The sequence below is a fragment of the Bradyrhizobium manausense genome, assembly GCF_018131105.1.
Taxonomy (GTDB): Bacteria; Pseudomonadota; Alphaproteobacteria; order Rhizobiales; family Xanthobacteraceae; genus Bradyrhizobium; species Bradyrhizobium manausense_B.
Genome location: NZ_JAFCJI010000001.1, coordinates 3,797,836 through 3,824,820, shown reverse-complemented (window position 1 = coordinate 3,824,820; position 26,985 = coordinate 3,797,836). Strand labels below are relative to the sequence as shown.

Here is a 26,985-nt window from a genome sequence, read left to right as displayed (position 1 = left end):
CGAAGCAGGTCACTACGAGTCTTCGCAACATCGCGGCCGGTGGCTATGGGTCCTGGCCTTCGCCAGGACGACAATAAACAGCTCGGCCTAAATCCTCAGTTCGTTCCCCGTCACGCGCCGATACGCTTCCAGGTATCGCTTGCTGGTTGCGTCCACCACGCTCGCGGGCAGTGGCGGCGGCGGGGCGTCGCCGTTCCAGCGGCCGGCGTGGCGCTCGACGTCGAGATAGTCGCGCAAGGGCTGCTTGTCGAAGCTCGCCTGCGGCTGGCCGGGCTTGTAGGCATCGACCGCCCAGAAGCGTGACGAATCCGGCGTCATGACCTCGTCGATCAGGATGATACGGCCGTCCTTGTCGCGGCCGAACTCGAACTTGGTGTCGGCGATGATGATGCCCTGCTCGCGCGCCAGCTCTTCGCCGAGCGTGTAGATCGCGCGCGTCATACTCTCGAGCGTGTAGGCGACGTCGTCGCCGACGACCGCGCGCATCTTCGCGATGGTGATGTTCTCGTCATGGCCGGTCTCGGCCTTGGTCGCGGGGCTGAAGATCGAGGGATCGAGCTTCTCGCTTTCGACCAGACCTGGCTTCAGCTTCTCGCCGGCCAATGTGCCGCTCGCCGCATATTCCTTCCAGGCCGAGCCGGAGAGATAGCCGCGGATTACGCATTCGATCGGAAACACGGTGGTGCGCCGGGACAGCATGGCGCGGCCGAGGATCTCGGCGCGATGCGGCTTCAAGGCCGGCACCGCCGCAATGATCTCGTCGGCATCGGCGCTGATCATGTGATGCGGCACCACGCCTTCGAGCTTGTTGAACCAGAATGCGCTGATCTGGGTGAGCACCGCGCCCTTCATCGGGATGGTCTCGCCCATCACGACGTCGAAGGCGCTGATGCGGTCGGTGGTGAGGAGCAGCAGGCGGTCGTCGTCGACGGCGTAGATGTCGCGCACCTTGCCGCGGCCGATCTTGGTCAGGGGCAGGTCGCTGGAGAGCATGGTGGTCATCGCAAGGCTTTCGTCAACTTGGCTTTCGGACAGACGGCTATAAGGCAGGTTATCCGGCCGGGCGTGATGGCACGGCCGGAAGCCGCATTAGCCTATTCCGGCAGCGGAATGAACTCATGTTCCTGCGGAACCGCGGCGAAGCGGCCGGTTTTCCAGTCCTGCTTGGCCTGTTCGATCCGCTCCTTGCTGGAGGAGACGAAATTCCACCAGATGTGGCGCGGGCCTTCCAATGCATCGCCGCCGAGAAACATCATCCGCGTGGCTCTCAGCGCCTTCACGGTGATGCGGTCGCCGGGGCGGAAGATCAGCAGCCGCGGTCCCTCGTAGCGCTCATTCGCGATCTCGATTTCGCCGTCGACGACGTAGATGGCGCGCTCCTCATGATCAGGATCGAGCGGCACGCTGGCGCCTGCGAGCGCCGTGACCTCGGTGTAGAACCATGGCGAGACCATTTTCACCGGCGAGGCGATGCCGAAGGCGGAGCCGGCGATCACCCGCGCGGTAAAATCGCGCTCGGAGATCATCGGCAATTCGCCCGCCGCATAATGCTGGAACGAGGGATCGATTTCTTCCGATCCCGCCGGCAGCGCGATCCAGCTTTGCAGGCCGAGCATCTGCTGTCCCGAGGCGCGCTGTGCGTCCGGGGTACGCTCGGAATGCGCGATGCCGCGGCCCGCGGTCATCAAATTCATCGCGCCGGGCGCGATCTCCTGCACATTGCCCTCGCTGTCGCGATGCATGATGGAGCCGTCGAACAGGTAGGTGACGGTGGCAAGCCCAATATGCGGATGCGGCCGCACGTCCATGCCCTTGCCGGAAACGAACTGCACCGGGCCGAAATGATCGAAGAAGATGAAAGGCCCGACCATCTGCCGCTTGCCATGCGGCAGCGCGCGCCGCACCGCGAATCCGTCACCGAGATCGCGGGTGCGCGGCACGATGACGAGATCGAGCGCGTCGCAGGACATGGGATCGCCGAGCACGGGATCGTTGGAGGGTTGCCAGCTCATGGTGGACTCCTGTTTCTTGCTGGTATGATCGTAGCAGAACATCAAAGGGAACGGGAGGAGACAGATGATTCCGCCGCTCAAGCCTGGCGCCAGGCTGCTTGAGGTCTCGGGCCCCCAAATCGAGACGGAACGTCTTATCCTGCGCCCATGGCGCGCTAGCGACATCGCGCCAAATGCCACGATGCTGAGCGATCCCGGTACTGCGCGTTTCATTGCAGCCGATGGCAAGCCGGTCACCACCGCTATCGCCGGGTGGCGCAACGCGGCGGTGATATCAGGGCACTGGGCGCTCTATGGTTTCGGCATGTTCGTGGTCGAGGAAAAGCCCAGCGGCAACTACGTTGGGCGTGTCGGCCCATGGTGCCCGCCGGGCTGGCCCGGCTTCGAGATCGGCTGGGGCATCGCAAAGGAGTTTCGAGGCAAGGGCTATGCGCTGGAGGCGGCCCGTGCGTCGATCGACTGGACATTTGACAGTTTTGAGATCGACGAGATCATGCATTGTATCGAAAGCGTGAATGAAGCGTCGCAGGCCGTGGCGCGCAAGCTCGGCGCGCGGAAGAATCGTGAGATCGATCTGTTCGGCAAGCCGGCCGACGTCTGGCTGACGTCGCGTTCAACTTGGCGACGAAATTGAATCGGCATGTGTTCTGACTTAAGTTGCAGGTCGGACGATCGGACTGACGGATGCTGCTGACCAATCTCGACCTCGCCTTTCGCGCCGCCAGCGTCGCGCTGCTGTTGATGCTGGCGGTGTCGCTGCTCTCCGATTTTCGCAAGGTGCTGGCTGCCCGCCTCGGTGCGGCCTTTGCGCTGGGCTCGGCCGCGCATGCGGCGAGCTATTCGGTCGATGTCACGTCGCGGATCCCGCTCTGGCATGCACCGTTGATCGCAATATCGACCGGCACCATGGTGGTGTTCTGGCTGTTCACACGCTCCCTGTTCGACGACGAGTTTCGCCTTCGCTGGTGGCACGGATGGGTCTGGGCGCTGGTGACGGCCTTTAGTTTCGCCGGCTGCGTCTGGATTGCACCGAGCGGCCATGTGCGGTTCTCGGTGACGGTGGTCAATCTGATTGTGCTCGGTTTCATCGCGCTGGCGATCGGGCAGATGATCGCCTCCTGGCCGACCGATCTGGTCGAGCGCCGCCGCCGCGTTCGTGTGTTCATCGTCTGCGCAACCGCACTCTATGGCGGGCTGAACGCGGTGCTCCAGATCGCCGTCGCCGGCCACCACGTCGGCGCTGCAGCCGAAACCATCAATGCCGGCGCGCTCGCCTGCACCGTCGCAGCGATCGTCTATGCCATGATGCGCGTCGATGGGGCAGATCTGTTTCCGGCAGCAGTGGAGCCCGCGACTGATGTTTTCAGTCAGCCCGCGGCCGAAGGCGCCGCCGACCAGAAGCTCATCGACGCCTTGATGCGGCTGATGGCGGACGAGCGGATCTATCGCCAGGAGAACATCACCATCGGCGCGTTGGCGGGCCGGCTGAAGATTCCGGAATACCGGCTGCGCCGGCTGATCAACCAGCGGCTCGGCTACCGCAACTTCAATGTGTTCCTGAACAACCACCGCATCGAGGAAGCCAAGGCTGCGCTCGCCGACCCCACCCAAGCCGAGGTTCCCGTCATCACCATCGCGATGGACGCCGGATTCCAGTCGCTCGGCCCGTTCAACCGCGCCTTCAAGGCAGTCACGGGCGTGACGCCGACGGAATATCGGCGGCTCAAGGCCGAAGCGGCCTAGATTATAAGTAATTGAAACTACGTAATAATTCTGAAATCGACTAGCCGCCGATCAGTTTCGGCAAGGTCGTTTTCCGAATCCGGCGAGCACGTATCACCCACCTCCGGCTTTCTCCCCGCACTCGCCCCCGAAAGCCGGAGAAAGCCGTGACCCGTCGCCGCAAGATCGTCCTCCTCACCACCGCCATCGCCTGTGCCGGCCTCGCGTTCGGCGCGGCGCGAGCCCGCGACGTACCCAGGATCGCCACCGGCTTCATCGCCGATACGCTCTGCGCGGAAACCTTCGTTTCCGGCCTCGATCCCGTGCGCGATCTCGCCGAGACCACCGACGCGATGCCAGGCGTGAGTCTGCTCACTTGGGCCATGGACTTTCAGGTCGATCGTACCCGCAAGGATGTCACGGTGTCCCTGTTCGGGATCGGCCGCAGCCATGCCGTCTATCGCGAGGGACTTGGTTGCACGCTCGAGCACGGCCAGGGCATCGCCGATGTCGCGTTGCCGCCTGACGACAAGCAGCCGGCGTTGTTGCCCGAGGTCGCCGGCCCGGGGCTCGTGGCGCCGCAAAGCGAGGGCCTGTCGGCCGCGCTCGACCGCGCCTTTGCCGAGCCCGCCCAGCCGCCTCATCGCCGCACCCGCGCGATTGTCGTCATGAAGGCGGGCCGCATCATCGCCGAACGCTATGCCGACGGCATCGGACCGGAGACGCAACTGCTCGGCTTCTCCATGACCAAGTCGGTGATGTCGGCACTCACAGGCATTCTCGTGCGGCAGGGCAAATTGAAGCTCGACGGGCCCGCGCCGATTGCCGCCTGGCAAGCTCCTGATGACCCGCGTCACGCCATCACGGTCGACCAGTTGCTGCGTCACACCGCAGGTATTGCGCTCGGTAGCTCGCTGGAGGCCTCGCTCGGCTCCGTGGTCGAGCCGGTCAACGTCATGAAATTCGTGGAGGACGACATGGCCGGCTTTGCCGAGCGCACGCCGCTCGCGACCGCGCCGGGCACCACCTGGAATTATCATGACGGCAACTTCCTCATCCTTGCGCATCTGATCCGCAACGCCGTCGGCGGCAAGCCCGGCGATACGCTGGCCTTCGCGCGCCGCGAATTGTTCGCGCCGCTCGGCATGCGCCACGTCACGCTCCAGTTCGATGGTGCAGGTACGATCGAGGGCTCCAGCAAAATGCTGGCGTCCGCGCGCGACTGGGCGCGCTTCGGCCAGCTCTACCTCAACGACGGCGTCGCCGGTGGCAAGCGCATCCTGCCGGAGGGCTGGGTGAACTATTCGGCCACAGCCACGCCGAACGCGTGGGTCGGCATCGGCGCCGGCTTCTGGACCAACCAGGGCGACAGCTTTGGTGCAAAATTTCGGATCAAGCACGGCTGGCCGCGCGATGCCTTCTTCGCCAAGGGCACGATCGGGCAGTACACCATCGTGATCCCCTCGGAGAAGCTGGTGATCGTGCGCCTCGGCCGCTCGCCGAACGTGCCGCCGCAAGCCGACGGCGTGTTCGATCTCGTGCGCGACGTCGTTGCGACAACGCGCGAGACCGGGAAGGTCGCGGGGACGAATTAGCGCCCTTTCTTCCCTCTCCCATAGGGGGAAGGGAAGACAGAGCGGCTATTGCCGCCCCAGCTCCGTCGCCTTCGCCACGCGATCGAACCGCTCCAGCGTCATGATCGCATCGGCGAACTTGTCGGCCCGTGCATTCAGCACGGGCCGCGCCAGCGTCAGGAACTTCTGCTGCATCGCCAGTGCATCCGGGAACGAGTTCGGCTCGCCCGAGGGATCGGCGTAGAGCCGCTCATGCACGCCGTCATCAGTGGTGATGCTGACGCGGGCGCCGAAGGGATGGGTGCGACCGACCTCGAGCCGTTCGTCCTGCACAACGTCGAACTTGTCGGCGAGCGCGTCGATCGCGGCATCGCCGAGACGGCCGTAATCGTCCCAGCCGAACGAGCCCTGGTCGAGCGCGAGCGCGCCGGTGAAGAACATCGAGAACTGGCCGCCGACGATGGAGGTCGGATGCCGCTTGGTCGCGGCGTCGCCGGTCAGCGTGATGCCGTTGCGATGAAGGCCGATCTCGACCCGCTTGACCTGGTCGGGCGTCAGATTGTGCTCGCGCCGCATCGCGATCAGTGCATCGATCGCGGCATGGGTGTAGCGGCAGCTCGGATACGGCTTCACGCCGATCTTCATGGTCTCATAGGTTTTGCCGAGCCCGGCCACTGCCTTGTCGGGATGCGCATCGTCGGTGTAGCCGGCGAGCAGGCCGTGCTTGCCTTCGACCGATTCCGTGGCGCCGACGAAATCGTTGCGCGCCAGGGTCGCCGCGATCACGCCGTTCATCGCGGCGGCGCCGACCTGGTAGCGCTTGTTCCAGGCGCCGTTCATCAGGAATTGCAGCGAGCCCGCGGCCTGGCTGCCGGCGACGCCGAAGGCTGCGATGATCTGCGCCTCGGAGAGGCCGAATAGTTTCGCTGCCGCAGCTGCCGAACCATAGGTGCCGGCGGTGGCGGTCGGATGGAAGCCGCGCGCATAATGCGAGGTCGGGTCGAGCGCGTTGCCGAGCCGGCAGCAGACCTCATAGCCCGCAACGATCGCCGTCAGCACGTCGCGCCCGGAGGCACCGACCATCTCGCCGACGGCGAACGCGGCCGGAACCACCGGTGCGCTCGGATGCAGCGAGGAATCCGCATGCGTATCGTCGAAATCGAGGGAATGGCCGAGCGCGCCGTTGAGCAGGGCCGCCACCGCCGGTGTCCATGTCTTGGAATCGCCGAACACGGTGGACTCGCCCTTGGTGTCGAGCGCCAGCGCTTCCAGCATCTTCAGGATCGACGGGGTGGATTCGGCCTCGCTCCGCGCCCGGATGGCGCTGCCGAGGAAATCCAGCGTCAGCACCTTGGCGCGATCCAGCACCTCCGCCGGGATGTCGGCGAATTTCAGGTTGGCGACATAGGCGGCGAGCGTTGCGGTTTCGTGAGCCATCGTGTTTCCTCGTTTTGGCCGGCAAATTAGGCGGGCTAATCCCCCCTTTCAAGCGGACTTGGGGGCGCGGGCATCAGCTATGCTTTTGGCCGGTTGACGAGGACGGGGTCGGGGACATCAGGCGATGGTTTCAGCAAGACAATTGTTCGACCGCGTCTGGTCGCGCAGGACGCAATTGGGGCTGGCGATCCGGGTCACGGTCGCAGCCACCTCGGCCTATGCCGTCGCCACTGCGCTGCATCTCCTGCTGCCGCTCTGGGCGGTTCTGACGTCCATCATCGTGACCCAGATGAGTGTCGGCCGCTCGCTGAAGGCGACGCGCGATTACATGCTCGGTACGATCGGGGGCGCCGTCTATGGCGGCGCGATCGCGATCCTGATTCCCTATTCCGGCGAACTGGGCCTGCTGTGTTTGCTGGTGCTGGCTGTGGCGCCGTTGGCCTTTACCGCCTCGATCTATCCGAACCTGAGCTCTGCGACGGTGACGGCCGTGATCGTGCTCGTGCTTCCGAGCATGCACCATGCCGATCCCATGGCCTCCGCGATCGATCGCGTCAGCGAGGTCTCGGTTGGCGCGGTCACGGGGCTGCTCGTCTCCTTCCTGGTGCTGCCCTCGCGCGCGGTGCGGCAGATTCGCGCCAGTGCGGCGACACTGCTCGAGCTGATCGCGGAGGCTTTCATGGAGCTGCTCGCCGGCCTGACGCGTGGCCGCGACAACGACGCGCTGCATCGGATCCAGGACGGTATCGGCACTGCCCTGGTGGGCATGAATACCATCGGCACAGAGGCCGAGCGCGAGCGTTCGGCGTGGCTGTCGAGCGGTCCCGACACCGGCCCCCTGCTGCGCACGATCCTGCGGCTGCGCCACGACGTCGTGATGATCGGCCGCGCCACTGTGGTCCCGCTGCCGGTCGACGTGCAGGTCAGGCTTGCCGGGCCGCTGTCGGAAGTCAGCGCGGCGATCATGCGCTTCCTGAAGTCGGCGGCCGAAGCCCTGCGCGAGGGCGCCGGCGCGCCGCCGATCCATCCCGTGCACGTCGCGCTTCAGCACTATGCCGAGGCGGTCGCGGCCGTGCGTCAGGACGGCCTGATCCGCGGTCACCCCGGCGATACTGCGGAGCGCTTCTTCGCACTGGGATTCTCGCTGGAGCAGATGCACCAGAATCTCTGCGACCTCGACCGCGTCGTCGGCGAATGGTCGGAGGCCGTGGCGAATGGACCGGTGAAGATCGCGAAGTGAATCTATCTCCTCGTCAGGCCCTTGCCTTGCAAGCACCAGACGAGGAGATCGATGCGGTCCTGGCCGAAAAACGGTTCGTTTTCGAACACGAAGGTCGGCACGCCCCAATGACCTGACGCGGCGTGGTCCTTTTCATTCTCCGTGATCACCTGCTCGTAGCGATCCGGATCGGCGCTGATCGCCGCATCCATCGCGGCGAGATCGAAGCCGGCCTTCTCGGCGGCGCGGGCGAGGTGATCGCCCTCATTCCATCCGGCGACCGAACCGTCCCAGAGCACAGGCGCGATCGCGGATGTGAAAGCGAGCGAGCGGCCGTCGAGCTGCGCCATCGTGCCCAATCGTGTCAGGCGATGGATGTAGGGCTGTTCGGCCGCGACATCGAGCGTCGTCATATCCTGCACGATCGGGTCGGGCCGGGGAAAGCGGAATGGAATGCCCGCGTGCTCGGCGACGCGGCGGCTGTCCATGACGATGTAGCGCGCGAATTGCGGACTGGCCTTCTTGAAGAAGCCGGGTACGCGGACTGCGATCGGGTAGACCGGCCGCAAATTGACCGAGAGATCGTACGCCTCGACCAGCTTCAGCGTCTTCGGCAGCGCCAGATAGCTGTAGGGGCTGCGAAAGGAAAAGAAGAGATCGACGGACAGCGTCATCGCACCGGCTCCGCGATCCTCCCCATCATGCCGCGAGCTACGATCTTGTGGAACGGCGTGATGAGCGTGAGGTAGGTCCGGCCGAGGAGATTGTTGGTTTTTACCAGCGTGGTCACGGTGACCTGGCGGCTCGCTGCATCCTTGGCCACGTCGACGACAATGCGAAAATCGAGGTGAAAATCGTTGAAGCCGGCGATCAGCCGCTCCGGGGTCTCGCTCAAGACTGGAAACAGCCCGATCAGGCCGCCGGGCGCAGGCGCGCCTTCGCCTGATTTTTTTAGGCCGAATGGCGTGACGAGAATGTTGCGCAGGCGCACCAGCGCATCGACCCAGCGCGGCCCGTTCAGGACCATCCGTGTGCAGGCTTCGCGGGCGTTCACGTTTGTTGAGCCGACGTCGACGCGAAACGCGTCCATGAACTGCGCACCTGCCAGGACCGTGCCGGCATCGACATCGGGGGTGATTTCACGAACTGGTTCTGTCATCCCGCCAGTCTGCGCGTCAGCATCCGAAAGCGCAAGATCAGCAGGCCGGCATAGACGAACGATCCGATCGACAACCCGATCCAGACACCGACCGCGCCAAGGCCGGCGTGGAAGGCGAGCATCCAGGCGATCGGAAAACCGACGCACCAATAGCCGATCGCCGCGAATACCAAAGTCATCCTTGTGTCATTGAGGCCGCGCAACGACCCGCCCATGATGGTCTGCAGCGCGTCGGCGATGAAGAAGGTCGCGCCAACCATGAGCAGCGTCGCGGTCAGGCTGACAGTGGGTGCGCTGGCCTCGCTGCTGCCGAAGAACAGCCGCCCCAACTCGTAGCGCCCGAGGATGATGGCGACTGTCAGCACCGCGACCAAGGCAACGCCGAGCACGGCGGCGACGAGGCCCGCGCGTCGGACGCCGGCAGGGTCGTCGCGGCCGAAGGCATGACCGACACGCACCGTCGCGGCCATGCCGACGCCGAGCGGGACCATGAACAGCACGGCCGTGACCTGCAGCGCGATCTGGTGCGCGGCGAGGGCAGTGGTCGAGATCAGCCCCATCAAGAGTGCGGCCGAAGAGAACAGGCCGTATTCCAGCAGCAGCGAGAACGAGATCGGCGCGCCGATCGCGATCAGCTGGCGCATCAAGGGCCAGTCGATCCGCCAGAGACGCGTGAGCGGATGGTAGTCGGCGAACGGCCTGCGCAACGCCGCGATGGTGAGGGCGGCGACGAAGGTGCCGAGATTGACCAGTGTGGTCGCAAGCCCCGCGCCGAACAGGCCGAGCTCCGGCAGGCCGAACAAGCCATGGATCAGGCAATAGACCAGCGCGAAGTTCGCCGGGATCGCGGCGAGCGTGATCCACAAGGGCGCCTGCGGCCGGTTCACCGCGCTCATCATGCTGCGCAGCGCGATGAAGCCGAGCGCCGGCGCAATGCCCCAGGCCAGCCCATTCAGATAGCGCTGGGCGAGCGCGGCTGAATGCGGCGCCTGTCCGAGCGCGATCAGGATGTGCTCGCCATAGAGCGGCGAGGCCATCATCGGCAGCGAAATCAGCAGTGCGACCCACAGGCCGACGCGCAGGGAGAGGCGGATGCGCCTGACGTCGCCGGCGCCGAACGCCTGCGCTGCCAGCGGCGACACCGCAGCCATCAAGCCGAGACCGAAGGTGAAGCTGACGAAATAGACGGTGTGCGCAAGTGCCGCAGCGGCGACCGAATCCTCACCGAGCCTCCCGATCAGCACGAGATCGCTCGTGATCATCGCGATCTGCCCGAGCTGCGTCAGCATCATCGGCACAGCCAGTCGCAGCGTCTCGACGAACTCTTCGGCGAGATGGCTTTGCAGTCCGGCTTGGGGCTGCTGTTGTGGTTGGACAGTGTCGAGCATTGCGGGTGAAATAGCACAGCCGCACGTCGAAAACATGGCCCTGTTTTTTCCCCTCTCCCCTTGTGGGAGAGGGTGGCTCGCCGCGCAGCGACGAGACGGGTGAGGGGTCTCTATCCGCGAGTCAATTTCTTATGGAGCTCGCTGAAGCAACCCCTCATCCGGCGCTTCGCGCCACCTTCTCCCACAAGGGGAGAAGGAAGAAAACGCTCTCAGCCCTTCCGCTCCGGCACGCGACGGATCTTCGCACCCAGCGCATTCAGCCGCTCGTCGATGCGCTCATAGCCGCGCTCGATCTGGTCGGCATTGTTGATCGTGGAGGTGCCCTCGGCGCAGACCGCGGCGAGCAGCATTGCCATGCCGGCGCGGATGTCGGGCGAGGTCATCGTCGCGCCGTGCAGGCGGCTAGGGCCGGCGATGATGGCGCGATGCGGATCGCAGAGCACGATGCGCGCGCCCATTCCGATCAGCTTGTCGACGAAGAACATCCGCGACTCGAACATCTTCTCGAACATCAGGATCACGCCCTCGCATTGCGTGGCGGTGACGATCGCGATCGACATCAGGTCGGCCGGGAAGGCCGGCCAAGGCTGGTCCTCCAGCTTCGGCACGTGGCCGCCGAAATCGTCCTGGATCTTCAGCGTCTGGTTCGACGGCACGATGAGGTCGTCACCCTCGACGCGGCAGACGATGCCGAGCCGCTCAAAGCCCATGCGGATCGAGCGCAGATGCTCGACGCCCGCGCGCACGATGCGCAGGGGCGAGCGCGTCACGGCGGCAAGTCCGATCAGCGAGCCGACCTCGATATGGTCGGGCTGGATCCTGTAGGTCGCTTCCCCCAGCGTCGCCGGGCCATGGATGACCATGGTGTTGGTGCCGATGCCCTCGATCTTGGCGCCGAGCGCGACCAGGAAATTGGCGAGATCCTGCACATGCGGCTCGGAGGCCGCGTTGCGCAGATAAGTGACGCCGTCGGCGGCGACGGCAGCGACCAGGGCATTCTCGGTCGCGGTGACGCTCGGCTCGTCCAGGAATACATCGGCGCCGGTGAGTTTTGGCGCGCGGAATTCCAGCCGGTCCGTTGCAATGACCTTTGCGCCGAGCTGTTCCAGCGCCAGCACGTGGGTGTCGAGCCGGCGCCGGCCGATCACGTCGCCGCCGGGCGGCGGCAGCATCACCTCGCCGCAGCGGGCGAGCAGGGGACCTGCAAGCAGGATCGAGGCGCGAATGCGGACGCAGAGCTCGGGATCGAGATCGGCGGCGCGGATGCTCTTGGCGTGGATGCGGAGCGTGTTGCGGGCCGTCCATTCCGCGGACGCACCGACCGACCCGATCAACTCGACCAGCGTCTCGGTGTCGCGGATCCGCGGCACGTTCTCAAGCGTCACCGGATGCTCGGTGAGCAAGGCGGCGGCGATGATCGGCAGCGCCGAATTCTTGTTGCCGGCCGGCTCGATCGAGCCCGAGAGCCGGTGACCGCCCTCGACAATGTACTGAATGGGCGCCACGGGATCTCTCCGTCCTGCTGGGTTGGGGCGGGCTGCTTTGGAGGCGGAAACTATAGGGAATTGAGCGCGGTAGCAATTGTGCAGGCTGTGGCTCGAGGCCCTCTGCCAGCCAGGCAGTTTCAGAGCAGCCCGATGATATTTCCCACCACATAGAGGATCGCGAGCAGGATCAGCGCGCCGATCATGACGAATGAGATTTCGATCGCAATGGCGCCGGTGCCGAGTGTGGCGGCGACGGCGGCAAGGAGGCGCTCCTCCCTGGAGATGAGCGCGAGGACCGAGAGCAGAATGGCAAGCAGGCCGAGCGAGATTGCGGTGACGGAAGCCGCTTCGCTCCAGCTTCTTCCAGCCGATTTTTCAACCTTCGGCGCCTGATACTCCACGCCCTTCACGCGCGCGATGACACGATCCTTGATGCGGTGCCCGGTGTCGACGATGACCTGATCGACTGGCGGCGGCGGATACATGATCGGCACGACCCAATGGGGCAGGAGGGCTGCAATGAAGGCCAATAGCCCAACGAGGCTCCCGATCACGCCCAGGCGGCGCGAAGGGATCGCCGGCTTCAATGCAGGGGCACTCATGACATCGCGCTTCCGGCCGGAACAGGCCAATGGGTTCACGCTACTTCGTCGTGATTGCGGGTGGTGAGGTTCAGGAGACTGGGTCTGGCCGTCGTGCCCGGGCTTGTCCCGGGCATCCAAGTTCTTTGTTTCGCGGCGCAGGACGTGGATGGCCGGGACAAGCCCGGCCATGACGCCGTGGAGGCAGCGAGATCAGATATCGATCGTCGCGCTCAGCGAATGTTCCTGGATGAAGTCACGGCGCGGTTCGACCACGTCGCCCATCAGCTTGGTGAAGATGTCGTCGGCCTCGTCGACTTCCTTGACCTTCACCTGGAGCAGCGAGCGCACGTCGGTGTCGAGCGTCGTCTCCCAGAGCTGTTCGGGGTTCATCTCGCCCAGACCTTTGTAGCGCTGCAGCGAGATGCCCTTGCGGCCGGCTTCGGTCACGGCCTCGAACAGGTCGGACGGACCGTGCACCACATGCTCGCTGTCCTTGCGGCGCAGCTTGCCCGAGCGCGCGTAGACGTCCTGGAGCTTCGGCGCGTACTCGTCGAGCTTGCGGGCCTCGGCGGAGCCGAGCAGCGCGTCGTCGATGATCGCGGCTTCCTTGACGCCGCGCACGGTACGCTCGAACAGAAAACCCTGGCCCTCGACGAATTGGCCGACCCAGCCACGCTCGACCTCTTCGGCCTGGCTGTCCAGCCGGGTCGCGATGTACTTCGCCGCGGCCGTGGCGTTCTCGGGGTTGCCGTAGACCGATTTGTTCAGCACGCCGGTGATGGCGGCCTGCTCGATCACTCTGCGGTTATAGCGGCTGTGCAGGTTGCGCAGGATGCTGCGGACCACGCGGGCGTCGTCGACCAGAGAGCGCAGATCGCGCCCGGTGCGGTCGCCGCCGTTGCCGGGAATGTAGACGCAATCGTCGAGGCCGGCGTCGATCAGATAATCTTCCAGCGCGCGCTCGTCCTTCAGATACTGCTCGGACTTGCCGCGTGAGACCTTATAGAGCGGCGGCTGCGCGATATAGAGATAGCCGCCGTCGATGATGTCGCGCATCTGCCGATAGAAGAAGGTCAGCAGCAGCGTACGGATGTGGGCGCCGTCGACGTCGGCGTCCGTCATCACGATGATCTTGTGATAGCGCAGCTTATCGACAGAGAATTCGTCACCGATGCTGGTTCCAAGCGCGGTGATCAGGGTGCCGATCTGCTCGCTGTGCAGCATCTTGTCGGGGCGGACGCGCTCTACGTTCAGGATCTTGCCGCGGAGCGGCAAGACGGCCTGGAATTCGCGGTTGCGGCCCTGCTTGGCACTGCCGCCCGCCGAGTCACCCTCGACGATGAAGAGTTCGGACTTGGCCGGATCTTTCTCCTGGCAGTCGGCGAGCTTGCCGGGCAGCGAGGAGACCGAGAGCGGGCTCTTGCGCGTCAGCTCGCGCGCCTTTCGCGCGGCTTCGCGGGCGGCGGCGGCCTGGATCACCTTGCCGACGATCATCTTGGCTTCGGACGGATGCTCCTCGAACCAGGCCTGGAGCGCCTCGTTGAGCACGTTCTCGACCACGGGCCGCACTTCCGAGGACACCAGCTTGTCCTTGGTCTGCGACGAAAACTTCGGGTCCGGCACCTTCACCGACAAAACGGCCGTGAGGCCTTCGCGGCAATCGTCGCCCGTGAGCGCGATCTTTTCTTTCTTGGCGTTGGCTTCGGCATAGCCGTTGACCTGGCGTGTCAGCGCGCCGCGGAAGCCGGCCAGATGGGTGCCGCCGTCACGCTGCGGGATGTTGTTGGTGAAGCACAGCACGTTCTCGTGGTAGCTGTCGTTCCACCACAAAGCGGCCTCGACGCCGATGCCGTTATTCTCCGCGCGCACCATGATCGGTGCCGGCACGATCGCCTTCTTGTTGCGGTCGAGATATTTGACGAATTCCTCGACGCCGCCGGAATAGTGCATCTCCTCGCGCTTCTCGACCGCGTGACGCATGTCTGACAGCGCGATGTTGACGCCGGAATTGAGGAAGGCGAGTTCGCGCAGCCGGTGCTCGAGCGTGGCGAAATCATATTCGACGTTCTTGAACGTCTCGGTCGAGGCGTGGAACGTCACCTCGGTGCCGCGCCGGCCCGGCGCATCGCCGACCACTTTCAGTGGTGCGACCGCATCGCCATGGGCGAACTCGATGTAGTGCTCCTTGTCGTCGCGCCAGATGCGCAAGCCGAGCTTGCTCGACAGCGCGTTGACCACGGAGACGCCGACGCCGTGCAGGCCGCCGGAGACCTTGTAGGAGTTCTGGTCGAACTTACCGCCAGCATGGAGCTGGGTCATGATGACCTCGGCCGCCGAGATGCCTTCGCCCTTGTGGATGTCGACGGGAATGCCGCGGCCGTCGTCGCGCACGGTGACGGAATTGTCGGCATTGAGCACGACATCGACGCGCGTGGCGTGGCCCGCCAGCGCTTCGTCGATCGCGTTGTCGACGACCTCGTACACCATGTGGTGCAGGCCCGAGCCGTCATCGGTGTCGCCGATATACATGCCGGGGCGCTTGCGGACGGCATCGAGCCCCTTGAGCACGCGGATCGATTCCGCGCCGTATTCGCTCGCGGTGGAGGGCTCGTTTTCGGCAGCGGGCTGCCGAGCAGGTTCTGTCATGAGAGGCCTTCGAAATGTCGCCCGAATCAGCCGCGCAAAAGGCGCTGATTTGGAAGCTATTTGTGCCATGAAAGAGAGCCTGCGCCTAGCGCAAAGTATCTCCCGGCAACCCTTTGAGTAGATGGGGTTTTTGAGCCTGATTTCAAGGTGTTCGAAGGCCGATTCCAAGGCTCGCAGAAAGCCCGATTCGAGGCCCTGTTTTGGGGCGTCAAAGGCGTGGATTTTGCGGGGGCGCGGCGGCCTGTTCCGAGGCCCCTTGAGCGGCATCTGCCGACACCAGCGGAGATGACGCCCAAGGCGACCATTGGGCTCGCACGAGAGCAAGACTGCACGCTGACAGCCACCATCGTGCACCCGTCGTTCCAGGCCCTGCGGTCGTCATGCCAGCTCTCCGCATCAAGGGTCTGGCGATCCGATCAATACATCTGCAGCGGCAGCACCTCGCCGGTCGGCCCCACCATCAGGCCCCAGGCATCGCCTGCGGCGATCGTGATCGTGTCGGTGCGAGCCTGCCGGCCAGCGATCTTCAGCGCGTATTGATACTTGCCGGGCGGCAGATCGAGCATCGGCCCTTTCGGCGATTGAGGGCCACCGGCGCCGGCCGCAACCTTGATGGTCTGCTTGTTGATGGTGAGCACGGCTTCCTGGTTACCCATGTTACCGAGCAGCAGCTTGGCCTGGCCTGGCTTGGGCATGATGTCCGCCTTGGTCGCGGCATCCGGGTTCTTCTGCACCAGATTGACTGATGTCTCGCCATTGGCGCGGCCCAGCTTCAACATCGCCGGCCCCTGCGCAGACGCGAAGGCGAGTTGCACGCGATCGGCGGTCGTCACCGCGCCGTCCGGCTTCTCCTGCCAGCCGAGTTTTGTCAACTCGCTGCGATAGAACGCGAGCACATCGCCGAGCTCGGCCGGCACGCTGGCATCGAGCTCGCGGCGGAACGGCGCCTCGACGCCAGGCAGTTTTGTCGTGCCGAGCGAGGTCGACGTGCGCTGCTTCGGCACGGGCAGCGCGGACTCCGGGTCAGCTTCCAGCGGAATGGACGCTTTGGCCTGCGCGCCGGCTGTATCGCCGCTCGCCGGCTTGGCCTTGGAGGCAGGACTGACCGCGGCGATCTTGAGGCCCGAGCCGTCGGCGCTGACATTCACCTTCGGGCCCATCTGCATGACCGTGAACGAGATCGCCTTGCCGCCCTTGGCGAACTCCAGCACGGCCATGTTCGGCTGGTTGATGACCGACGGCTGCTCCTTCCAGCCTGCCTGCTTCATCGATGCTCGGTAGAACGTGGCGAGCGCCTTGACGCTCGATGTGGACGAGAATTCGAGCCTGCCGTCGTCGCCTTCGAATTTCACGCCCTCGGCAGTCTCCGGCAGCGGCACCGGCGTGTTGCTGCCGGCCAGTGCATTCAACGGCGCGTCGGACAGATTGGCCGCCTGCGCCTTGCGGCGGACTTCATCCGCGGCGATCATCTGCTTTGCCGCCGTCTCGGCGTCCTTGAAGAATTTTTCGTCGGCTTCCTTCTTGGCCTTGATCCGCGCCGCGATCGCCGCTTCCGTCAGCTGCGTGGCGAGGCTGACCATGGTGAAGTCATATCTGCGGCCGAGCCGCAGCACGCCAGTCTCCTCCGCCGTGGATACCTTGATCGCCACCTCGTCACCAGGCGCGAGCGGCGCATTGCCGTCCTCCCGCCAGCCGCGCGCGGTGAGCTCGCGGTGATAGAAGGCGAGCACGGCCGGCAGATCGGCCATCACGGCGGCGGACATTTCACGCCTGGCGGTGGTGGCGTTGCCCTTGCCCATGGACGTCTTGGTCGAACCCGGCCGCGGAAATCCCGCGGAATCGCCGTCAAGCTTGAGGTCGGCAGGTAGAGCGAATGGCGCGACCTTGATCTCGACATTGGTCTTGCCGTCGTTGCGGCGCGTCAGCGTCAGCATGACGGGCTTCTGCTGATAGAATCCGGTCTCCCTGCTGTCGGGATGCGCGTAGAACATGCGCAAGCCGTTGGGAACGGTCTCGTCGAGGCTGGTCGTCCAGCGCGCGGCAGTTTCCGGCGTGAGCTTTTGCCAGCCGATCGCAGCCATCTGGCTGGCGTAGAAATCCGACGTCGCATCGAGCGCGCCGGGCGCGATGCAGCCGAGATACGGCCTGGTGCCATCGAACACGATGTCGATCGCGCCGTCAGGGAACGGCACGTTCCCGTAGATGCGGTCAGTCGTGTAATAGACCACGGACTGGTCGGGCCGGCCGAGCGCCTGTGTGAAGTGAACGGACAGGCCCAGCCGTCCCTTCTTGAAGTTCAAATTGTCGCTCTTCTCCTCCAGCGGCCGCACATAGGGCACCCAGCCATTGGCGCTCAGCAGCTTTTTCACTGCGGGCGATGTCACGGCTTCCGGCGCCGGCATGCGATATTCGACGCGGTCGCTCTTTCCGAGCGAGGTATCCTCCACCGCGCCTTCGAGCTGCGGCAGGCCGTGGACATCGACGATGCCATCGTCGGCGCGCGCGGGCAGCGTCGTGCTCGCCATCAGCAGAAGGCCGCATGCAAGCAGCCGCCAGCGTGCCGGGACCTGCGTCCCGCGCGTGATCATCGACATCGGCAAGACTCCTGGATTTCGCGCGGGTCCTGGTCCCTCGCGCCATTGCCGGCTGCGACATGGTCGGCGCGGCCTCAGACGACTAGTCGCCGATGGAGGCGGGCAGGTTCAATAGCGGTATCCTGCGGCGCCACGAGGTCGATCGGGAGCGACGGCTCTCAATAGAGCTGGAGCGGCGACCACAGGTCGCCTTCGGGACCGACCGTGACGTCCCAGGCATCGCCGGCGACGAGCTCGATCGTCATGTCGCGGTCCGATCGGCCGTCGACCTTCAACGCGTATGAATATTTGCCCGGCGGCATGTTGAACAGCGGCGCTTCGGGGCGTTCCTTGCCGGCGCGCGGTGGAAGCGTGACGGTGTGATTGTCGAGCGTGAGCACGGCCTCCTTGTCGCCGAGATTGGTGAACATCAGTGCCGCGCGGCCCGGCTTCGGCATCACATGCGCCATGGTGGCGGCTTCCTTGTTTCGCTGCACCAGGTCGACCGAGGTGCTGCTGCCCTTGCGATCGAGCTCCAACGCGGCCGGCCCCAGCGGAGTGACGTAGGCAAGCCGAACGTGATCGCTGGCGATGTCAGCGCCATCGGGCTGTTCCTGCCAGCCGAGCTTGCCGAGTTCGGCGCGGTAGAAAGCGAGCACGTCGCCGAGTTTTGCAGGGATGCGAGCCGAGAGCCTGGTCCGCAGCGGCGCCTCGATGCCGAGCATCTTTGTGGTGCCGATCTCGCGATAGCTGGTCCGGGTCGGCGCCGGCAGGGCGGCATCAGGATCCGGCGTGAGCGCCGACGAAAACAGAGGCGGCAGATGCGGCATCCATCCGGTCGCTCCTGCCGCAGCGATGCCGCTTGCGAGCAGAGCGAGGCCGCACGCGAACAGCCGCCATCGTGCCGGGACTCTCGTCCCGGGCCTTACCGTCATCATGGTCTTTCTCCAGGGATATCGCGCGTGTCGATGGCGCGATTGCAACGGCTGCGACACCGCCGGCGCGGCCTCACAATCCTAGTCGCGGCCCGAATAGACCGGGTTCAACGCATCAGGTTATCGCCGGGCGGAAACGCGTCCGCTCTCGACGTCAAACACTTCGCCGCCTGCGCCGATCTCGGCAAACGCAGCCGGGTCCGCGCCGGTCAGCCAGACCTGCGCGCCGAGCTTGCGCAGCTCGTCGAACAACGCGGCACGCCTGTTGGGATCGAGATGGGCGACGACCTCGTCGAGCAGCAGCAGCGGCACGATGCCGGTCATCTCGGCGACCAGCGTCGCATGCGCCAGCACGAGCCCGATCAGCAGCGCCTTCTGCTCGCCGGTGGAGGCGTCGCGCGCGGGCATGGCTTTCGGCGCATAGATCACCTGGAGATCGGTGAGATGCGGGCCGTCGGTGGTGCGGCCGGCGATCGCGTCGCGCGGGCGGTTGTCGCGCAGGATCTGGCGGTAGCGGTCCTCGATCGACGTCGCGGTCTCGTTGAGCAGCGCGTTCTCCATCCAGCCGTCGAGCGCGATCTGCGCCGACGGGAATGCGGAGGCTTGCGCGCGCGCGTTGAGCATGCCGGTCAGGCGCGCTGCGGTCTGGCCGCGCGTCGCGGCGACGGCGACCGCGAGCTCGGCGGTCTCGCGCTCGATCGCGTCACACCAATGATCGTCGTAATTGCGCGTCTCGAGCAGGCGGTTGCGCGAGCGCAGCGACCGCTCCAGCGCGTTGATGCGGCTGGAATGTTCGCTGTCGATCGCGAGCACCAGGCGGTCGAAGAAGCGTCGCCGTTCCGAGCCCGCGCCCATGAACAGCTGGTCCATCGCGGGCGTCAGCCACACCATGCGGATATGGTCGCCGAAGACGGCCGCCGAATTCACCGGCTCGCGGTCGATGCGGCAGCGGCGGCTCACCGCAGCATCTGCGCGCGGTGCGTCGATGCCCGTGCCGAGCGTCCCAAGCCCCAGCGCGCCCTCGACCTGCGCGGAGACGGCCCAGGACCCGTCGCCCTGGTTGTCGGCGACGTCCTCCAGCGTAGCGCGCCGCAGGCCGCGTCCCGGCGACAGGAACGAGATCGCCTCGATGCAATTGGTCTTGCCCGCCCCGTTCGGCCCGACCAGCGCCACCATGTCAGCCGCCGTCTCGAGCCCCGCCGCCCGATAGTTGCGAAAATGCGTCAGCGTGAGGCGATGAATGCGGGAAGGGGTCATGTCAGCTCGTCATTGCCGTCACCCACGTTCTCAGGCTCTCAAGACGTGGATGGCCGGGACAAGCCCGGCCATGACGCATGTAGTCAATGTGTGGCGTGAAAGTAGGTCTCACACCCGCATCGGCATCAGCACGTAGAGGGCGCTCTTGTCGTCCTTGTCCTGCACCAGGGTTGGCGAGCCGGGGTCGGCGAGCCTCAATGTGGCGACGTCGCCTTCGATCTGGGCGGCGATGTCGAGCAGGTAGCGGGAGTTGAAGCCGATATCGAGCGCGTCGGAGGCGTATTCGACCTCGATCTCTTCGGTGGCGCTGCCGGAATCCGGATTGGTCACCGACAGCACCAGCTTGCCCGGCGACAGCGACAATTTCACCGCGCGACCGCGCTCGCTGGAGATGGTGGAGACGCGGTCGACCGCGTTCTCAAAATCCTTCTTGTCGACCACGAGCTCCTTGTCGTTGCCCTGCGGAATGACGCGGCCGTAATCGGGGAAGGTGCCGTCGATCAGCTTCGAGGTCAGCACCACGTTGCCGATGGTGAAACGGATCTTGGCCTGCGACAGCTCGATCGTCATTTCGGCTTCGGTATCCTCGATCAGGCGCTGCACCTCGCCGACCGTCTTGCGCGGCACGATCACGCCGGGCATGCCCTCGGCGCCCTTGGGCTGCACCAGGTCGAGCTGGGCGAGGCGGTGGCCGTCGGTGGCGACGCCGCGCAGGGTCGCGGCTTTCGCGGTGCCGGCGGCATGCAGATAGATGCCGTTGAGATAATAGCGCGTCTCTTCCGTCGAGATCGCGAACTGGGTGCGGTCGATCAGCCGCTTGACGTCCTTGGCGGCGAGATTGAACGAATGCGAGAGATCGCCGGCGGCGAGGTCAGGGAAATCATTCTCCGGCAGGGTCTGCAGCGTGAAGCGCGACCGGCCGGCGCGGATCGCCAGCACGGCGCGGTCGCCGTCGGCCTCCAGCACGATCTGCGAGCCATCGGGCAGCTTGCGCACGATGTCGTAGAACATGTGCGCCGGCACGGTGGTCGAGCCGGCGGTGGCGGTTTCCGCCGGCAGCGTTTCCGTCACCTCGAGATCGAGGTCGGTCGCCTTCAACGACAATTTCGCGTTCTCGGCGCGCACCAGCACGTTGCCCAGGATCGGAATCGTGTTGCGGCGCTCGACCACGCGGTGGACATGGCCCAGCGATTTCAGGAGTTGCGCGCGTTCGACCGTAACCTTCATTGCACTACTCGCCCGATCCCCAAAGATGGAAAAAGCCGGGCGGAGGAGCGCGCGCCACGGCACCGAAGACCCCCAAAAGCTGGATCATCGCGGAGAGGATCGAAAAGCCGTCGGGGCCGCGTAAAGTGGCGCGGAAAGCCATCGGTTTCAAGGGATTGGGGCAGGTTCCCCACGATTTACAGGCAGAAATAAAGGCCACCGTCCGGGCAGGCGAAGGTTGCCGCCCGGCTAAGCGAAAACCGCCGCCCGGGCATGGCCGGGGCGGCGGGAGAATGGCAGGAGAGCCCGAGGCGTTTATTCCTGGAGCTGGCGCTTGAGCGACTCGACCTCTTCGGACAGCGCGTTGTCCTTGGAGACCAGGGCCTCGATCTTGCGCACGGCGTGCAGCACCGTGGTGTGGTCGCGGCCACCGAAGCGGCGGCCGATCTCGGGGAGCGAGCGCAGGGTCAGCGTCTTGGCGAGGTACATCGCCACCTGGCGCGGACGCACCACGTTGGCGGTCCGGCGCGAGGAGAGCAGGTCGGAGCGGCTGACATTATACTGCCGTGCCACCACGCGCTGGATGTCCTCGATCTTGATCCGCTTCGGCTCCTGCGGCCGGACCAGATCGCGCACCTCGTGCTCGGCCATTTCCAGCGTTACCGGCCGGTTGTTCAGCTTGGAGTGAGCAAGAAGACGGTTGATCGCGCCTTCGAGGTCGCGGCCGTTATGGGTGATGGTGCGCGCCAGATAATGCAGCACCTCCTCAGGCACCTCGAAGGTCGCATGATGGGCGCGGGCCGCTGCGACGCGCGACTTGAGAATGCCGTGGCGCAGCTCCTCGCCGAGCGAGGCCATCTCGACCACGAGGCCGCCGGCCAGTCGCGAGCGCACGCGGTCGTCGAGGCTTTCGAGATCGGACGGCGGACGGTCGGCCGCGATCACGACCTGGCGACCGGCATCGATCAGCGCATTCAGCGTGTGGCAGAACTCGGCCTGCGTCGACTTGCCCTGCAGGAACTGGAGATCGTCGATCACGAGCACGTCGATGCCGCGCAGCGCTTCCTTGAAGGCCAAGGCCGTCTGCGTCTTCAGCGCCGCGACGAAGCCGTACATGAATTTTTCAGCGGTGAGATAGAGCACCTTGCGCTCGTTGCCGGAATTGCCGGCCCAGGTCACGGCCTGCAGCAGATGCGTCTTGCCGAGGCCCACACCCGCATGGATGTAGAGCGGGTTGAACATCACCGGGTCGCCGCGACGTCCTTCGGCGACCTGGCGCGCGGCGGCATGCGCCAGCGTGTTGGAGCGGCCGATGACGAAGCTCGCAAAGGTCAGGCGCGGATCGAGCGGCGAGCCGCCGAGCGCATCATGATTGGCGGAAACAGGCGCGGTCGCGGTCGAGCGCAGCTCCGGCGCGGGCACGCGGCGTGCTTCGACCGGCGCGGGCGCTTCCTTCGGCTGCACCACGGGGCGCACGGCGGTGCGAACGGTGAGATCGATGCGATGCACTTCCGGCATCTCGGCCTGCCAGCACGACAGCACGCGCTCGGCATAATGGGCCTGGATCCAGCTCTTCAGGAAGCGGGTCGGCACCGACAGACGCACGCTCTCTTCCTGCACGCCTTCGAGATCCATGCGCGCAAACCAGCTCGTATAGACGTCTTCACCAACGTTCGAGCGCAGCCGGCTCTTCACGCGTGACCAGCGATCCTGTTCCGATGTCGTCATCATTTGAAAACTTTTCTTGAGAGATAAGGTTGCGTGGTGGGCGCCACCCAGAGTTCCCCCAGGACCTCTGCCATGGCGCGACCTCAAGCGAGTCCATCTTCGGGCATAGCTCGACCGTCCGGCGGGAACGCCGCGGGTCAGATCAGCGATGTCGGTGATGGAGGGGTCGCGAGGTCAGCGCGTACTGTACGCGCCCTCACGCGGAGGGTGATCGCAGGACGGATTGGAAACGGCATCGTTGGACGATGATATGTGTGTCAATACCGCGTTGAATCCGTAGGACATGATACCTCCCCGTCCTGCCGTGATCGCTCACGGCAAGGTCCTGCGTAAAAGAACTCCCGCGCTATACTCAAGTCGCGGATGTCCTGCCCGTCTGCTCGTGTCGTCCGCTCGGCTTCGCCAGCGCGCGTGTCGGGGCAGTCTCAAGATGTCTCTCACGCGCCTAACGCGAGCGGGATCGCCAGGATCTCGCTTGGAGGACGTCAAGACAAAGAGCTACCGTTCCCATATTGCTATGGGTTTTTGATCCGACAATCGCTTGTTGAAGCGTCGCCTACGTGCACACCGCCGCCGATTTGCACGCTCGCCCCGTTTCCTAAACCGCGCTGGTCTCAAGATCGTGGGCGCCGCGAACGACTTAAGGAATACACTATGCGGAAAGACTCGCAACGAAATTGATTCACACTTGAGGCATCAAAAAACTTGACCAGCGTTAACGCCGCGCGCGAGTTGTTCACAGCCTTGAGAGCAAGTTTTTGGATTCGTGCACAGATTCGAAAATCGCGCGCGTCGTGTGACAAAGACTCCCCCATTGCCAAAAAATTTTTACAAAATCGTCACGCACGCGACGCGCGAACGAATTTTCCAAATGCTTGTCGCCGCTATGTCGATAAGTGATTAGCGAGACACCGCTTTTTGAGTCTCGTTTCACAGGGTAACCCCGCACTGGAGCGTCGTCCGGGGAAACTACGGTGTGCAGAACTCTTGCGCAGTCGAATTCAACTTAAGCCTATGCCACAGGGATTTTTCGCAGCGCGGCGAAAAGTTTCCGCTGTTGCAAAAACACCGGCAGGTAAAATTACGGACGCAGCATAGCGGGACGACGAGACTCGTCCAACGAAAGACTGATTGCCCGAAGACCGCAGGCGGAATTGTGACAAGGCAACAAAAAGCCCGGCGTGAAAGCCGGGCTGATTGACCAATGCGATGCTCGCTTCAACCGATCGAATGAAGAGATCGGTCTCGCGCCAAGAACCTGCTTCGCGGACTTACTTCGCGAACTTGCTTGGCAAGCTTACTTAGCGAGCTTACTTGGCGAGCTTGGCGATCTGCGCGGTGAGGCGCGAGACTTTGCGGCTGGCGTTGTTCTTGTGAACGATGTTGCGCTGGGCGGCCTGCATCAGCGCGGGCTCTGCGTTCGCCATCGCCTTCAGCGCGGCGGCGCGGTCGCCGGTCGCGATGGCTTCCTCGACGATGCGGACGGCACCGCGCATCTGGGTGCGGCGCGACTTGTTGACGGCGGTGCGACGGGCGATCTTGCGCGTCGCTTTCTTGGCGGAAGTGGTATTGGCCATGGTCTCAATATCCTTATGCGGTACCGGTCGCGTCTTGGTCGGGTAGCGCCGGCTGCTTGACCGCGGAATCGACGCTCGGATTTAGGGTGTTCGATTGCTGGGCCGTTCCCGGAACATGAGCGAAAAGCCTTGCGGCTATCTCTGAGGCCCCAAAAGAGCCTGCAACTGCTCAAAGAACAGCGGCGGCAGGATTGCGCCCACCGCCAGTTGGCGCCCTTATAGAGGGGGTCTTTGGCACCGTCAACGCTTTAGGGACTGGAAAAGCAGGCCCAAAGGGCGCGCCGCGGGGGCCGTAACGCCCTGATGAGGTTGAATTTCTGCCGTCTCCCGGCTATTGGCAGACGGCGTTCTTCGGGTCGTCCGATCGGGTGACCATATAGGGTGGGGCATGATCCGCGGCTTTTTCCGACTGATTGGCTTGCTGCTGCTGGCCGGCGGGTTTTTCTTCATGGTCTATGACGGCGCCCGCTGGGTGGCCGACCAGACCCTGCACTTCACCCGGTTCGGCCAGTTCTGGAACGACATCAACCAGGCCAGCCAGTCCGCCTTCCGGACCTGGGTCGAGGCCAAGGCGCCCTGGCTCTGGACCTCGGTGATCCGCCTGGTGCTGGACCAGCCGGTTTTCGCCGTCCTCGGCCTCCTCGGCATTCTGCTGATGATCCTGTTCCGCCCGCGCAAGCCGCTGATCGGCTATTCCCGGGATTGATCTTTCAATTCCCGGGATTGAGCTCGAGATGCGGGGCGCCGTAACAACGCTGCCCGTCGCTGCGTAAACACCTATATTCCCACTCGATCGCGAGCACGCCGCCTGAGCTTCCGGTTCAGGCGACGAACAGCTCGTTTTCCCGGAGATCCGATCATGCTGTTCATGCGCAAGACCACCGCATTGCCTGATGCAGCCGACGCGCTGCCCGGCCGTGCGCAAGCCATTCCCACCGCGAGCATCCATTTCGTCAACGGTGCGAAGTTGCAGCCGCCTTATCCCGCAGGCCTCGAGCAGGCCGTGTTCGGGCTCGGCTGCTTCTGGGGCGCCGAGCGAAAGTTCTGGGAGCTCGGCGACGGAATCCATGCGACCGCCGTCGGTTATGCGGGCGGCCACACGCCGAACCCGACCTATGAAGAGACCTGCTCCGGACGCACCGGCCATACCGAAGTGGTGCTGGTCGTTTTCGATCCCAGGAAGATCTCCTATGAGAAGCTGCTGAAGACGTTCTGGGAGAGCCACAACCCGACGCAGGGCATGCGTCAGGGCAACGATGTCGGCACGCAATATCGGAGTGCGATCTATACGTATTCCGATGCGCAGAAGCAGGCCGCCGACGCCTCGAAGGCACTCTATCAGAAGGCGCTCGGCGCAAAGGGCCTGGGAGCCATCACCACCGAGATCGCACCCGCCGGCGCGTTCTATTTCGCCGAGGACTATCACCAGCAATATCTGGCGAAGAATCCCGCCGGCTATTGCGGCCTCGGCGGCACCGGCGTGTCGTGCCCGATCGGTGTTGGCGTGATCGCGTAGACTAGTCGCGTTCTCTCGTCATGCCCGGGACAAGCCCGGGCATGACGGTGGGGGGAACGTCTGCGTAAATCGGGCGCTTCCAACGATGCTACGACCGTCGCGCAGGCTCCCCTCAACCTTTTATTAACCATAACCGGTGCATCACTGGGGCTGTCTCGGTTGTAGGGATGGTCCGGTGCGGGTTCTGCGCGCGTTTCGATGGTCGATCATGGCAGCGTCCGCCGCGCTGACCCTGGGCGGCTGCATGCAGACCGTCGGTCCCGTCGCGATGGTGCAGCCCCGCCCCGATCTCGACACCATGGCCTATGGCCAGCCCTACAGCGCACCGCCGCCCGTTGTCGTTGCCAACAGCGGCGGCGGCGCCATCGATGCGCTCGCCAGTTCTTTTGCCGCGGGTCCCGCACCCGTGCCGGTTGCCTATGGCGGACCGGTGATGGCTGCGCCCGTGCGCTACGACTCCTCCTATCACCTCGATGCCGGCGACAAGCTGCGTGTCGTGGTCTACGGCCAGGAAGGTCTCACCAACAGCTACGCCATCGATGCCGGCGGCTCCATCACCATGCCGCTGATCGGCGCGGTGCCGGCGCGTGGCCGCACCACGGCGGGGCTCGCCGGTGAAATCGCCGCGCGCCTGCGCAACGGCTATATCCGCGAGCCTTCCGTCGCCGTGGAGATCGACTCCTATCGTCCGTTCTTCATCCTCGGCGAAGTCGCAGCGCCAGGCCAATACCCGTACGTGCCGAACATGACGGTCGAGAGCGCCGTCGCGATCGCCGGCGGTTTCTCGCCGCGCGCCAAACGCGACGTGGTCACCGTCACCCACACGGAAGCAGGCGGCTCCATGCGCGCCACGGTGCCGCTTGGCACACCCGTCAGCCCCGGCGACACCGTGTTCGTCGGCGAGCGCTGGTTCTAGCTTTTTGTTGTCATTCCGAGCCCGCACCGCGTCGCGGCGCGTCCCGGAA

General features: G+C 64.8%; 22 protein-coding genes. 7 read left to right on the top strand and 15 right to left on the bottom strand.

The genetic code is table 11. The annotated features are described in order from the left end of the window. Nucleotides 1-87: 87 nt before the first annotated feature. Nucleotides 88-1,002: a phosphoribosylaminoimidazolesuccinocarboxamide synthase gene (locus tag JQ631_RS18235; RefSeq protein WP_212328057.1), complete on the bottom strand. Its 915-nt coding sequence runs from the start codon at nt 1,000-1,002 to the stop codon at nt 88-90. 92 nt (nt 1,003-1,094) lie between these two features. Then, the gene (locus JQ631_RS18230) at nt 1,095-2,012 is read right to left on the bottom strand and encodes a pirin family protein (protein ID WP_212328056.1); all 918 of its coding nucleotides are present in this window, start codon (nt 2,010-2,012) and stop codon (nt 1,095-1,097) included. Between the two features lie 64 nt (nt 2,013-2,076). On the opposite strand from JQ631_RS18230, the gene JQ631_RS18225 reads away from it, so the two are divergent. The 3 genes from JQ631_RS18225 to JQ631_RS18215 all read left to right on the top strand — a co-directional run bounded on the left by JQ631_RS18225 (nt 2,077) and on the right by JQ631_RS18215 (nt 5,329). After that, complete coding sequence (locus JQ631_RS18225) at nt 2,077-2,646, top strand: GNAT family N-acetyltransferase (RefSeq protein ID WP_212328055.1); 570 nt, start codon at nt 2,077-2,079, stop codon at nt 2,644-2,646. A 50-nt stretch (nt 2,647-2,696) separates the two neighbouring features. Next, nucleotides 2,697-3,755 (top strand): AraC family transcriptional regulator, encoded by a 1,059-nt coding sequence (locus JQ631_RS18220; protein WP_212328054.1) that lies wholly within the window; start codon nt 2,697-2,699, stop codon nt 3,753-3,755. A gap of 146 nt (nt 3,756-3,901) precedes the next feature. Next, complete coding sequence (locus JQ631_RS18215; protein WP_212328053.1) at nt 3,902-5,329, top strand: serine hydrolase domain-containing protein; 1,428 nt, start codon at nt 3,902-3,904, stop codon at nt 5,327-5,329. A 45-nt stretch (nt 5,330-5,374) separates the two neighbouring features. Here JQ631_RS18215 and JQ631_RS18210 read toward each other — a convergent pair whose 3' ends face one another. After that, complete coding sequence (locus JQ631_RS18210) at nt 5,375-6,745, bottom strand: MmgE/PrpD family protein (RefSeq protein WP_212328052.1); 1,371 nt, start codon at nt 6,743-6,745, stop codon at nt 5,375-5,377. A gap of 124 nt (nt 6,746-6,869) precedes the next feature. Between JQ631_RS18210 and JQ631_RS18205 the strand changes: the two genes are divergently transcribed. Further along, complete coding sequence (locus JQ631_RS18205) at nt 6,870-7,985, top strand: FUSC family protein (protein ID WP_212328051.1); 1,116 nt, start codon at nt 6,870-6,872, stop codon at nt 7,983-7,985. Between the two features lie 2 nt (nt 7,986-7,987). On the opposite strand, the gene JQ631_RS18200 is transcribed toward JQ631_RS18205, so the two are convergent. From JQ631_RS18200 to rpsT, 12 genes are all read right to left on the bottom strand, one after another. After that, entirely contained in the window at nt 7,988-8,638 is a 651-nt protein-coding gene (locus JQ631_RS18200; RefSeq protein ID WP_212328050.1) for a 2-hydroxychromene-2-carboxylate isomerase, read from the bottom strand. Then, on the bottom strand, nt 8,635-9,123 hold the full coding sequence (locus JQ631_RS18195) for a DUF2867 domain-containing protein (RefSeq protein ID WP_212328049.1): 489 nt from the start codon (nt 9,121-9,123) through the stop codon (nt 8,635-8,637). Before JQ631_RS18195 ends, JQ631_RS18200 begins: the two co-directional genes overlap by 4 nt. Next, nucleotides 9,120-10,511 (bottom strand): MATE family efflux transporter, encoded by a 1,392-nt coding sequence (locus tag JQ631_RS18190; protein WP_212328048.1) that lies wholly within the window; start codon nt 10,509-10,511, stop codon nt 9,120-9,122. The genes JQ631_RS18195 and JQ631_RS18190 overlap by 4 nt, the downstream gene beginning before the upstream one ends. 209 nt (nt 10,512-10,720) lie before the next feature. Beyond that, nucleotides 10,721-12,016, bottom strand: a complete 1,296-nt coding sequence (gene murA, locus JQ631_RS18185) for a UDP-N-acetylglucosamine 1-carboxyvinyltransferase (protein ID WP_212328047.1) — start codon at nt 12,014-12,016, stop codon at nt 10,721-10,723. 119 nt (nt 12,017-12,135) lie between these two features. Continuing rightward, nucleotides 12,136-12,600, bottom strand: coding sequence for a hypothetical protein (locus tag JQ631_RS18180; protein WP_212328646.1), 465 nt, complete (start codon nt 12,598-12,600; stop codon nt 12,136-12,138). A 192-nt stretch (nt 12,601-12,792) separates the two neighbouring features. Beyond that, a complete protein-coding gene (gene gyrB, locus JQ631_RS18175) occupies nt 12,793-15,228 on the bottom strand; it encodes a DNA topoisomerase (ATP-hydrolyzing) subunit B (protein WP_212328046.1) in 2,436 nt (811 codons plus the stop codon). Nucleotides 15,229-15,644: 416 nt separating this feature from the next. After that, nucleotides 15,645-17,822, bottom strand: a complete 2,178-nt coding sequence (locus JQ631_RS18170; protein WP_212328045.1) for a hypothetical protein — start codon at nt 17,820-17,822, stop codon at nt 15,645-15,647. 158 nt (nt 17,823-17,980) lie between these two features. Then, a complete protein-coding gene (locus JQ631_RS18165; protein ID WP_212328044.1) occupies nt 17,981-18,739 on the bottom strand; it encodes a hypothetical protein in 759 nt (252 codons plus the stop codon). 117 nt (nt 18,740-18,856) lie between these two features. Further along, a complete protein-coding gene (gene recF / locus JQ631_RS18160; RefSeq protein ID WP_212328043.1) occupies nt 18,857-19,993 on the bottom strand; it encodes a DNA replication/repair protein RecF in 1,137 nt (378 codons plus the stop codon). 108 nt (nt 19,994-20,101) lie between these two features. Beyond that, nucleotides 20,102-21,220: a DNA polymerase III subunit beta gene (gene dnaN / locus JQ631_RS18155; protein ID WP_212328042.1), complete on the bottom strand. Its 1,119-nt coding sequence runs from the start codon at nt 21,218-21,220 to the stop codon at nt 20,102-20,104. Nucleotides 21,221-21,514: 294 nt separating this feature from the next. Further along, the gene (gene dnaA / locus JQ631_RS18150; protein WP_212328645.1) at nt 21,515-22,927 is read right to left on the bottom strand and encodes a chromosomal replication initiator protein DnaA; all 1,413 of its coding nucleotides are present in this window, start codon (nt 22,925-22,927) and stop codon (nt 21,515-21,517) included. Between the two features lie 1,310 nt (nt 22,928-24,237). Next, nucleotides 24,238-24,504 (bottom strand): 30S ribosomal protein S20, encoded by a 267-nt coding sequence (rpsT, locus tag JQ631_RS18145; RefSeq protein ID WP_212328041.1) that lies wholly within the window; start codon nt 24,502-24,504, stop codon nt 24,238-24,240. A gap of 388 nt (nt 24,505-24,892) precedes the next feature. Here rpsT and JQ631_RS18140 point away from each other — a divergent pair, with 388 nt between their 5' ends. The 3 genes from JQ631_RS18140 to JQ631_RS18130 all read left to right on the top strand — a co-directional run bounded on the left by JQ631_RS18140 (nt 24,893) and on the right by JQ631_RS18130 (nt 26,936). Continuing rightward, on the top strand, nt 24,893-25,210 hold the full coding sequence (locus JQ631_RS18140) for a hypothetical protein (protein ID WP_212328040.1): 318 nt from the start codon (nt 24,893-24,895) through the stop codon (nt 25,208-25,210). A 153-nt stretch (nt 25,211-25,363) separates the two neighbouring features. After that, nucleotides 25,364-26,020: a peptide-methionine (S)-S-oxide reductase MsrA gene (msrA, locus tag JQ631_RS18135; RefSeq protein WP_212328039.1), complete on the top strand. Its 657-nt coding sequence runs from the start codon at nt 25,364-25,366 to the stop codon at nt 26,018-26,020. A 208-nt stretch (nt 26,021-26,228) separates the two neighbouring features. Beyond that, nucleotides 26,229-26,936: a polysaccharide biosynthesis/export family protein gene (locus tag JQ631_RS18130; protein ID WP_212328038.1), complete on the top strand. Its 708-nt coding sequence runs from the start codon at nt 26,229-26,231 to the stop codon at nt 26,934-26,936. The last annotated feature ends 49 nt before the right edge of the window (nt 26,937-26,985 follow it).

Bases quoted from the DNA above. Each gene is read 5' to 3' on its own strand.
- JQ631_RS18225 (WP_212328055.1), top strand. From the start codon at position 2,077: ATGATTCCGCCGCTCAAGCCTGGCGCCAGGCTGCTTGAGGTCTCGGGC.
- rpsT (WP_212328041.1), bottom strand. From the start codon at position 24,504: ATGGCCAATACCACTTCCGCCAAGAAAGCGACGCGCAAGATCGCCCGT.
- gyrB (WP_212328046.1), bottom strand. From the start codon at position 15,228: ATGACAGAACCTGCTCGGCAGCCCGCTGCCGAAAACGAGCCCTCCACC.
- JQ631_RS18140 (WP_212328040.1), top strand. From the start codon at position 24,893: ATGATCCGCGGCTTTTTCCGACTGATTGGCTTGCTGCTGCTGGCCGGC.
- JQ631_RS18235 (WP_212328057.1), bottom strand. From the start codon at position 1,002: ATGACCACCATGCTCTCCAGCGACCTGCCCCTGACCAAGATCGGCCGC.
- msrA (WP_212328039.1), top strand. From the start codon at position 25,364: ATGCTGTTCATGCGCAAGACCACCGCATTGCCTGATGCAGCCGACGCG.
- JQ631_RS18130 (WP_212328038.1), top strand. From the start codon at position 26,229: ATGGCAGCGTCCGCCGCGCTGACCCTGGGCGGCTGCATGCAGACCGTC.
- JQ631_RS18195 (WP_212328049.1), bottom strand. From the start codon at position 9,123: ATGACAGAACCAGTTCGTGAAATCACCCCCGATGTCGATGCCGGCACG.
- recF (WP_212328043.1), bottom strand. From the start codon at position 19,993: ATGACCCCTTCCCGCATTCATCGCCTCACGCTGACGCATTTTCGCAAC.
- JQ631_RS18200 (WP_212328050.1), bottom strand. From the start codon at position 8,638: ATGACGCTGTCCGTCGATCTCTTCTTTTCCTTTCGCAGCCCCTACAGC.
- JQ631_RS18210 (WP_212328052.1), bottom strand. From the start codon at position 6,745: ATGGCTCACGAAACCGCAACGCTCGCCGCCTATGTCGCCAACCTGAAA.
- JQ631_RS18230 (WP_212328056.1), bottom strand. From the start codon at position 2,012: ATGAGCTGGCAACCCTCCAACGATCCCGTGCTCGGCGATCCCATGTCC.
- dnaA (WP_212328645.1), bottom strand. From the start codon at position 22,927: ATGACGACATCGGAACAGGATCGCTGGTCACGCGTGAAGAGCCGGCTG.
- JQ631_RS18170 (WP_212328045.1), bottom strand. From the start codon at position 17,822: ATGTCGATGATCACGCGCGGGACGCAGGTCCCGGCACGCTGGCGGCTG.
- dnaN (WP_212328042.1), bottom strand. From the start codon at position 21,220: ATGAAGGTTACGGTCGAACGCGCGCAACTCCTGAAATCGCTGGGCCAT.
- JQ631_RS18190 (WP_212328048.1), bottom strand. From the start codon at position 10,511: ATGCTCGACACTGTCCAACCACAACAGCAGCCCCAAGCCGGACTGCAA.
- JQ631_RS18180 (WP_212328646.1), bottom strand. From the start codon at position 12,600: ATGAGTGCCCCTGCATTGAAGCCGGCGATCCCTTCGCGCCGCCTGGGC.
- JQ631_RS18220 (WP_212328054.1), top strand. From the start codon at position 2,697: ATGCTGCTGACCAATCTCGACCTCGCCTTTCGCGCCGCCAGCGTCGCG.
- JQ631_RS18205 (WP_212328051.1), top strand. From the start codon at position 6,870: ATGGTTTCAGCAAGACAATTGTTCGACCGCGTCTGGTCGCGCAGGACG.
- JQ631_RS18165 (WP_212328044.1), bottom strand. From the start codon at position 18,739: ATGATGACGGTAAGGCCCGGGACGAGAGTCCCGGCACGATGGCGGCTG.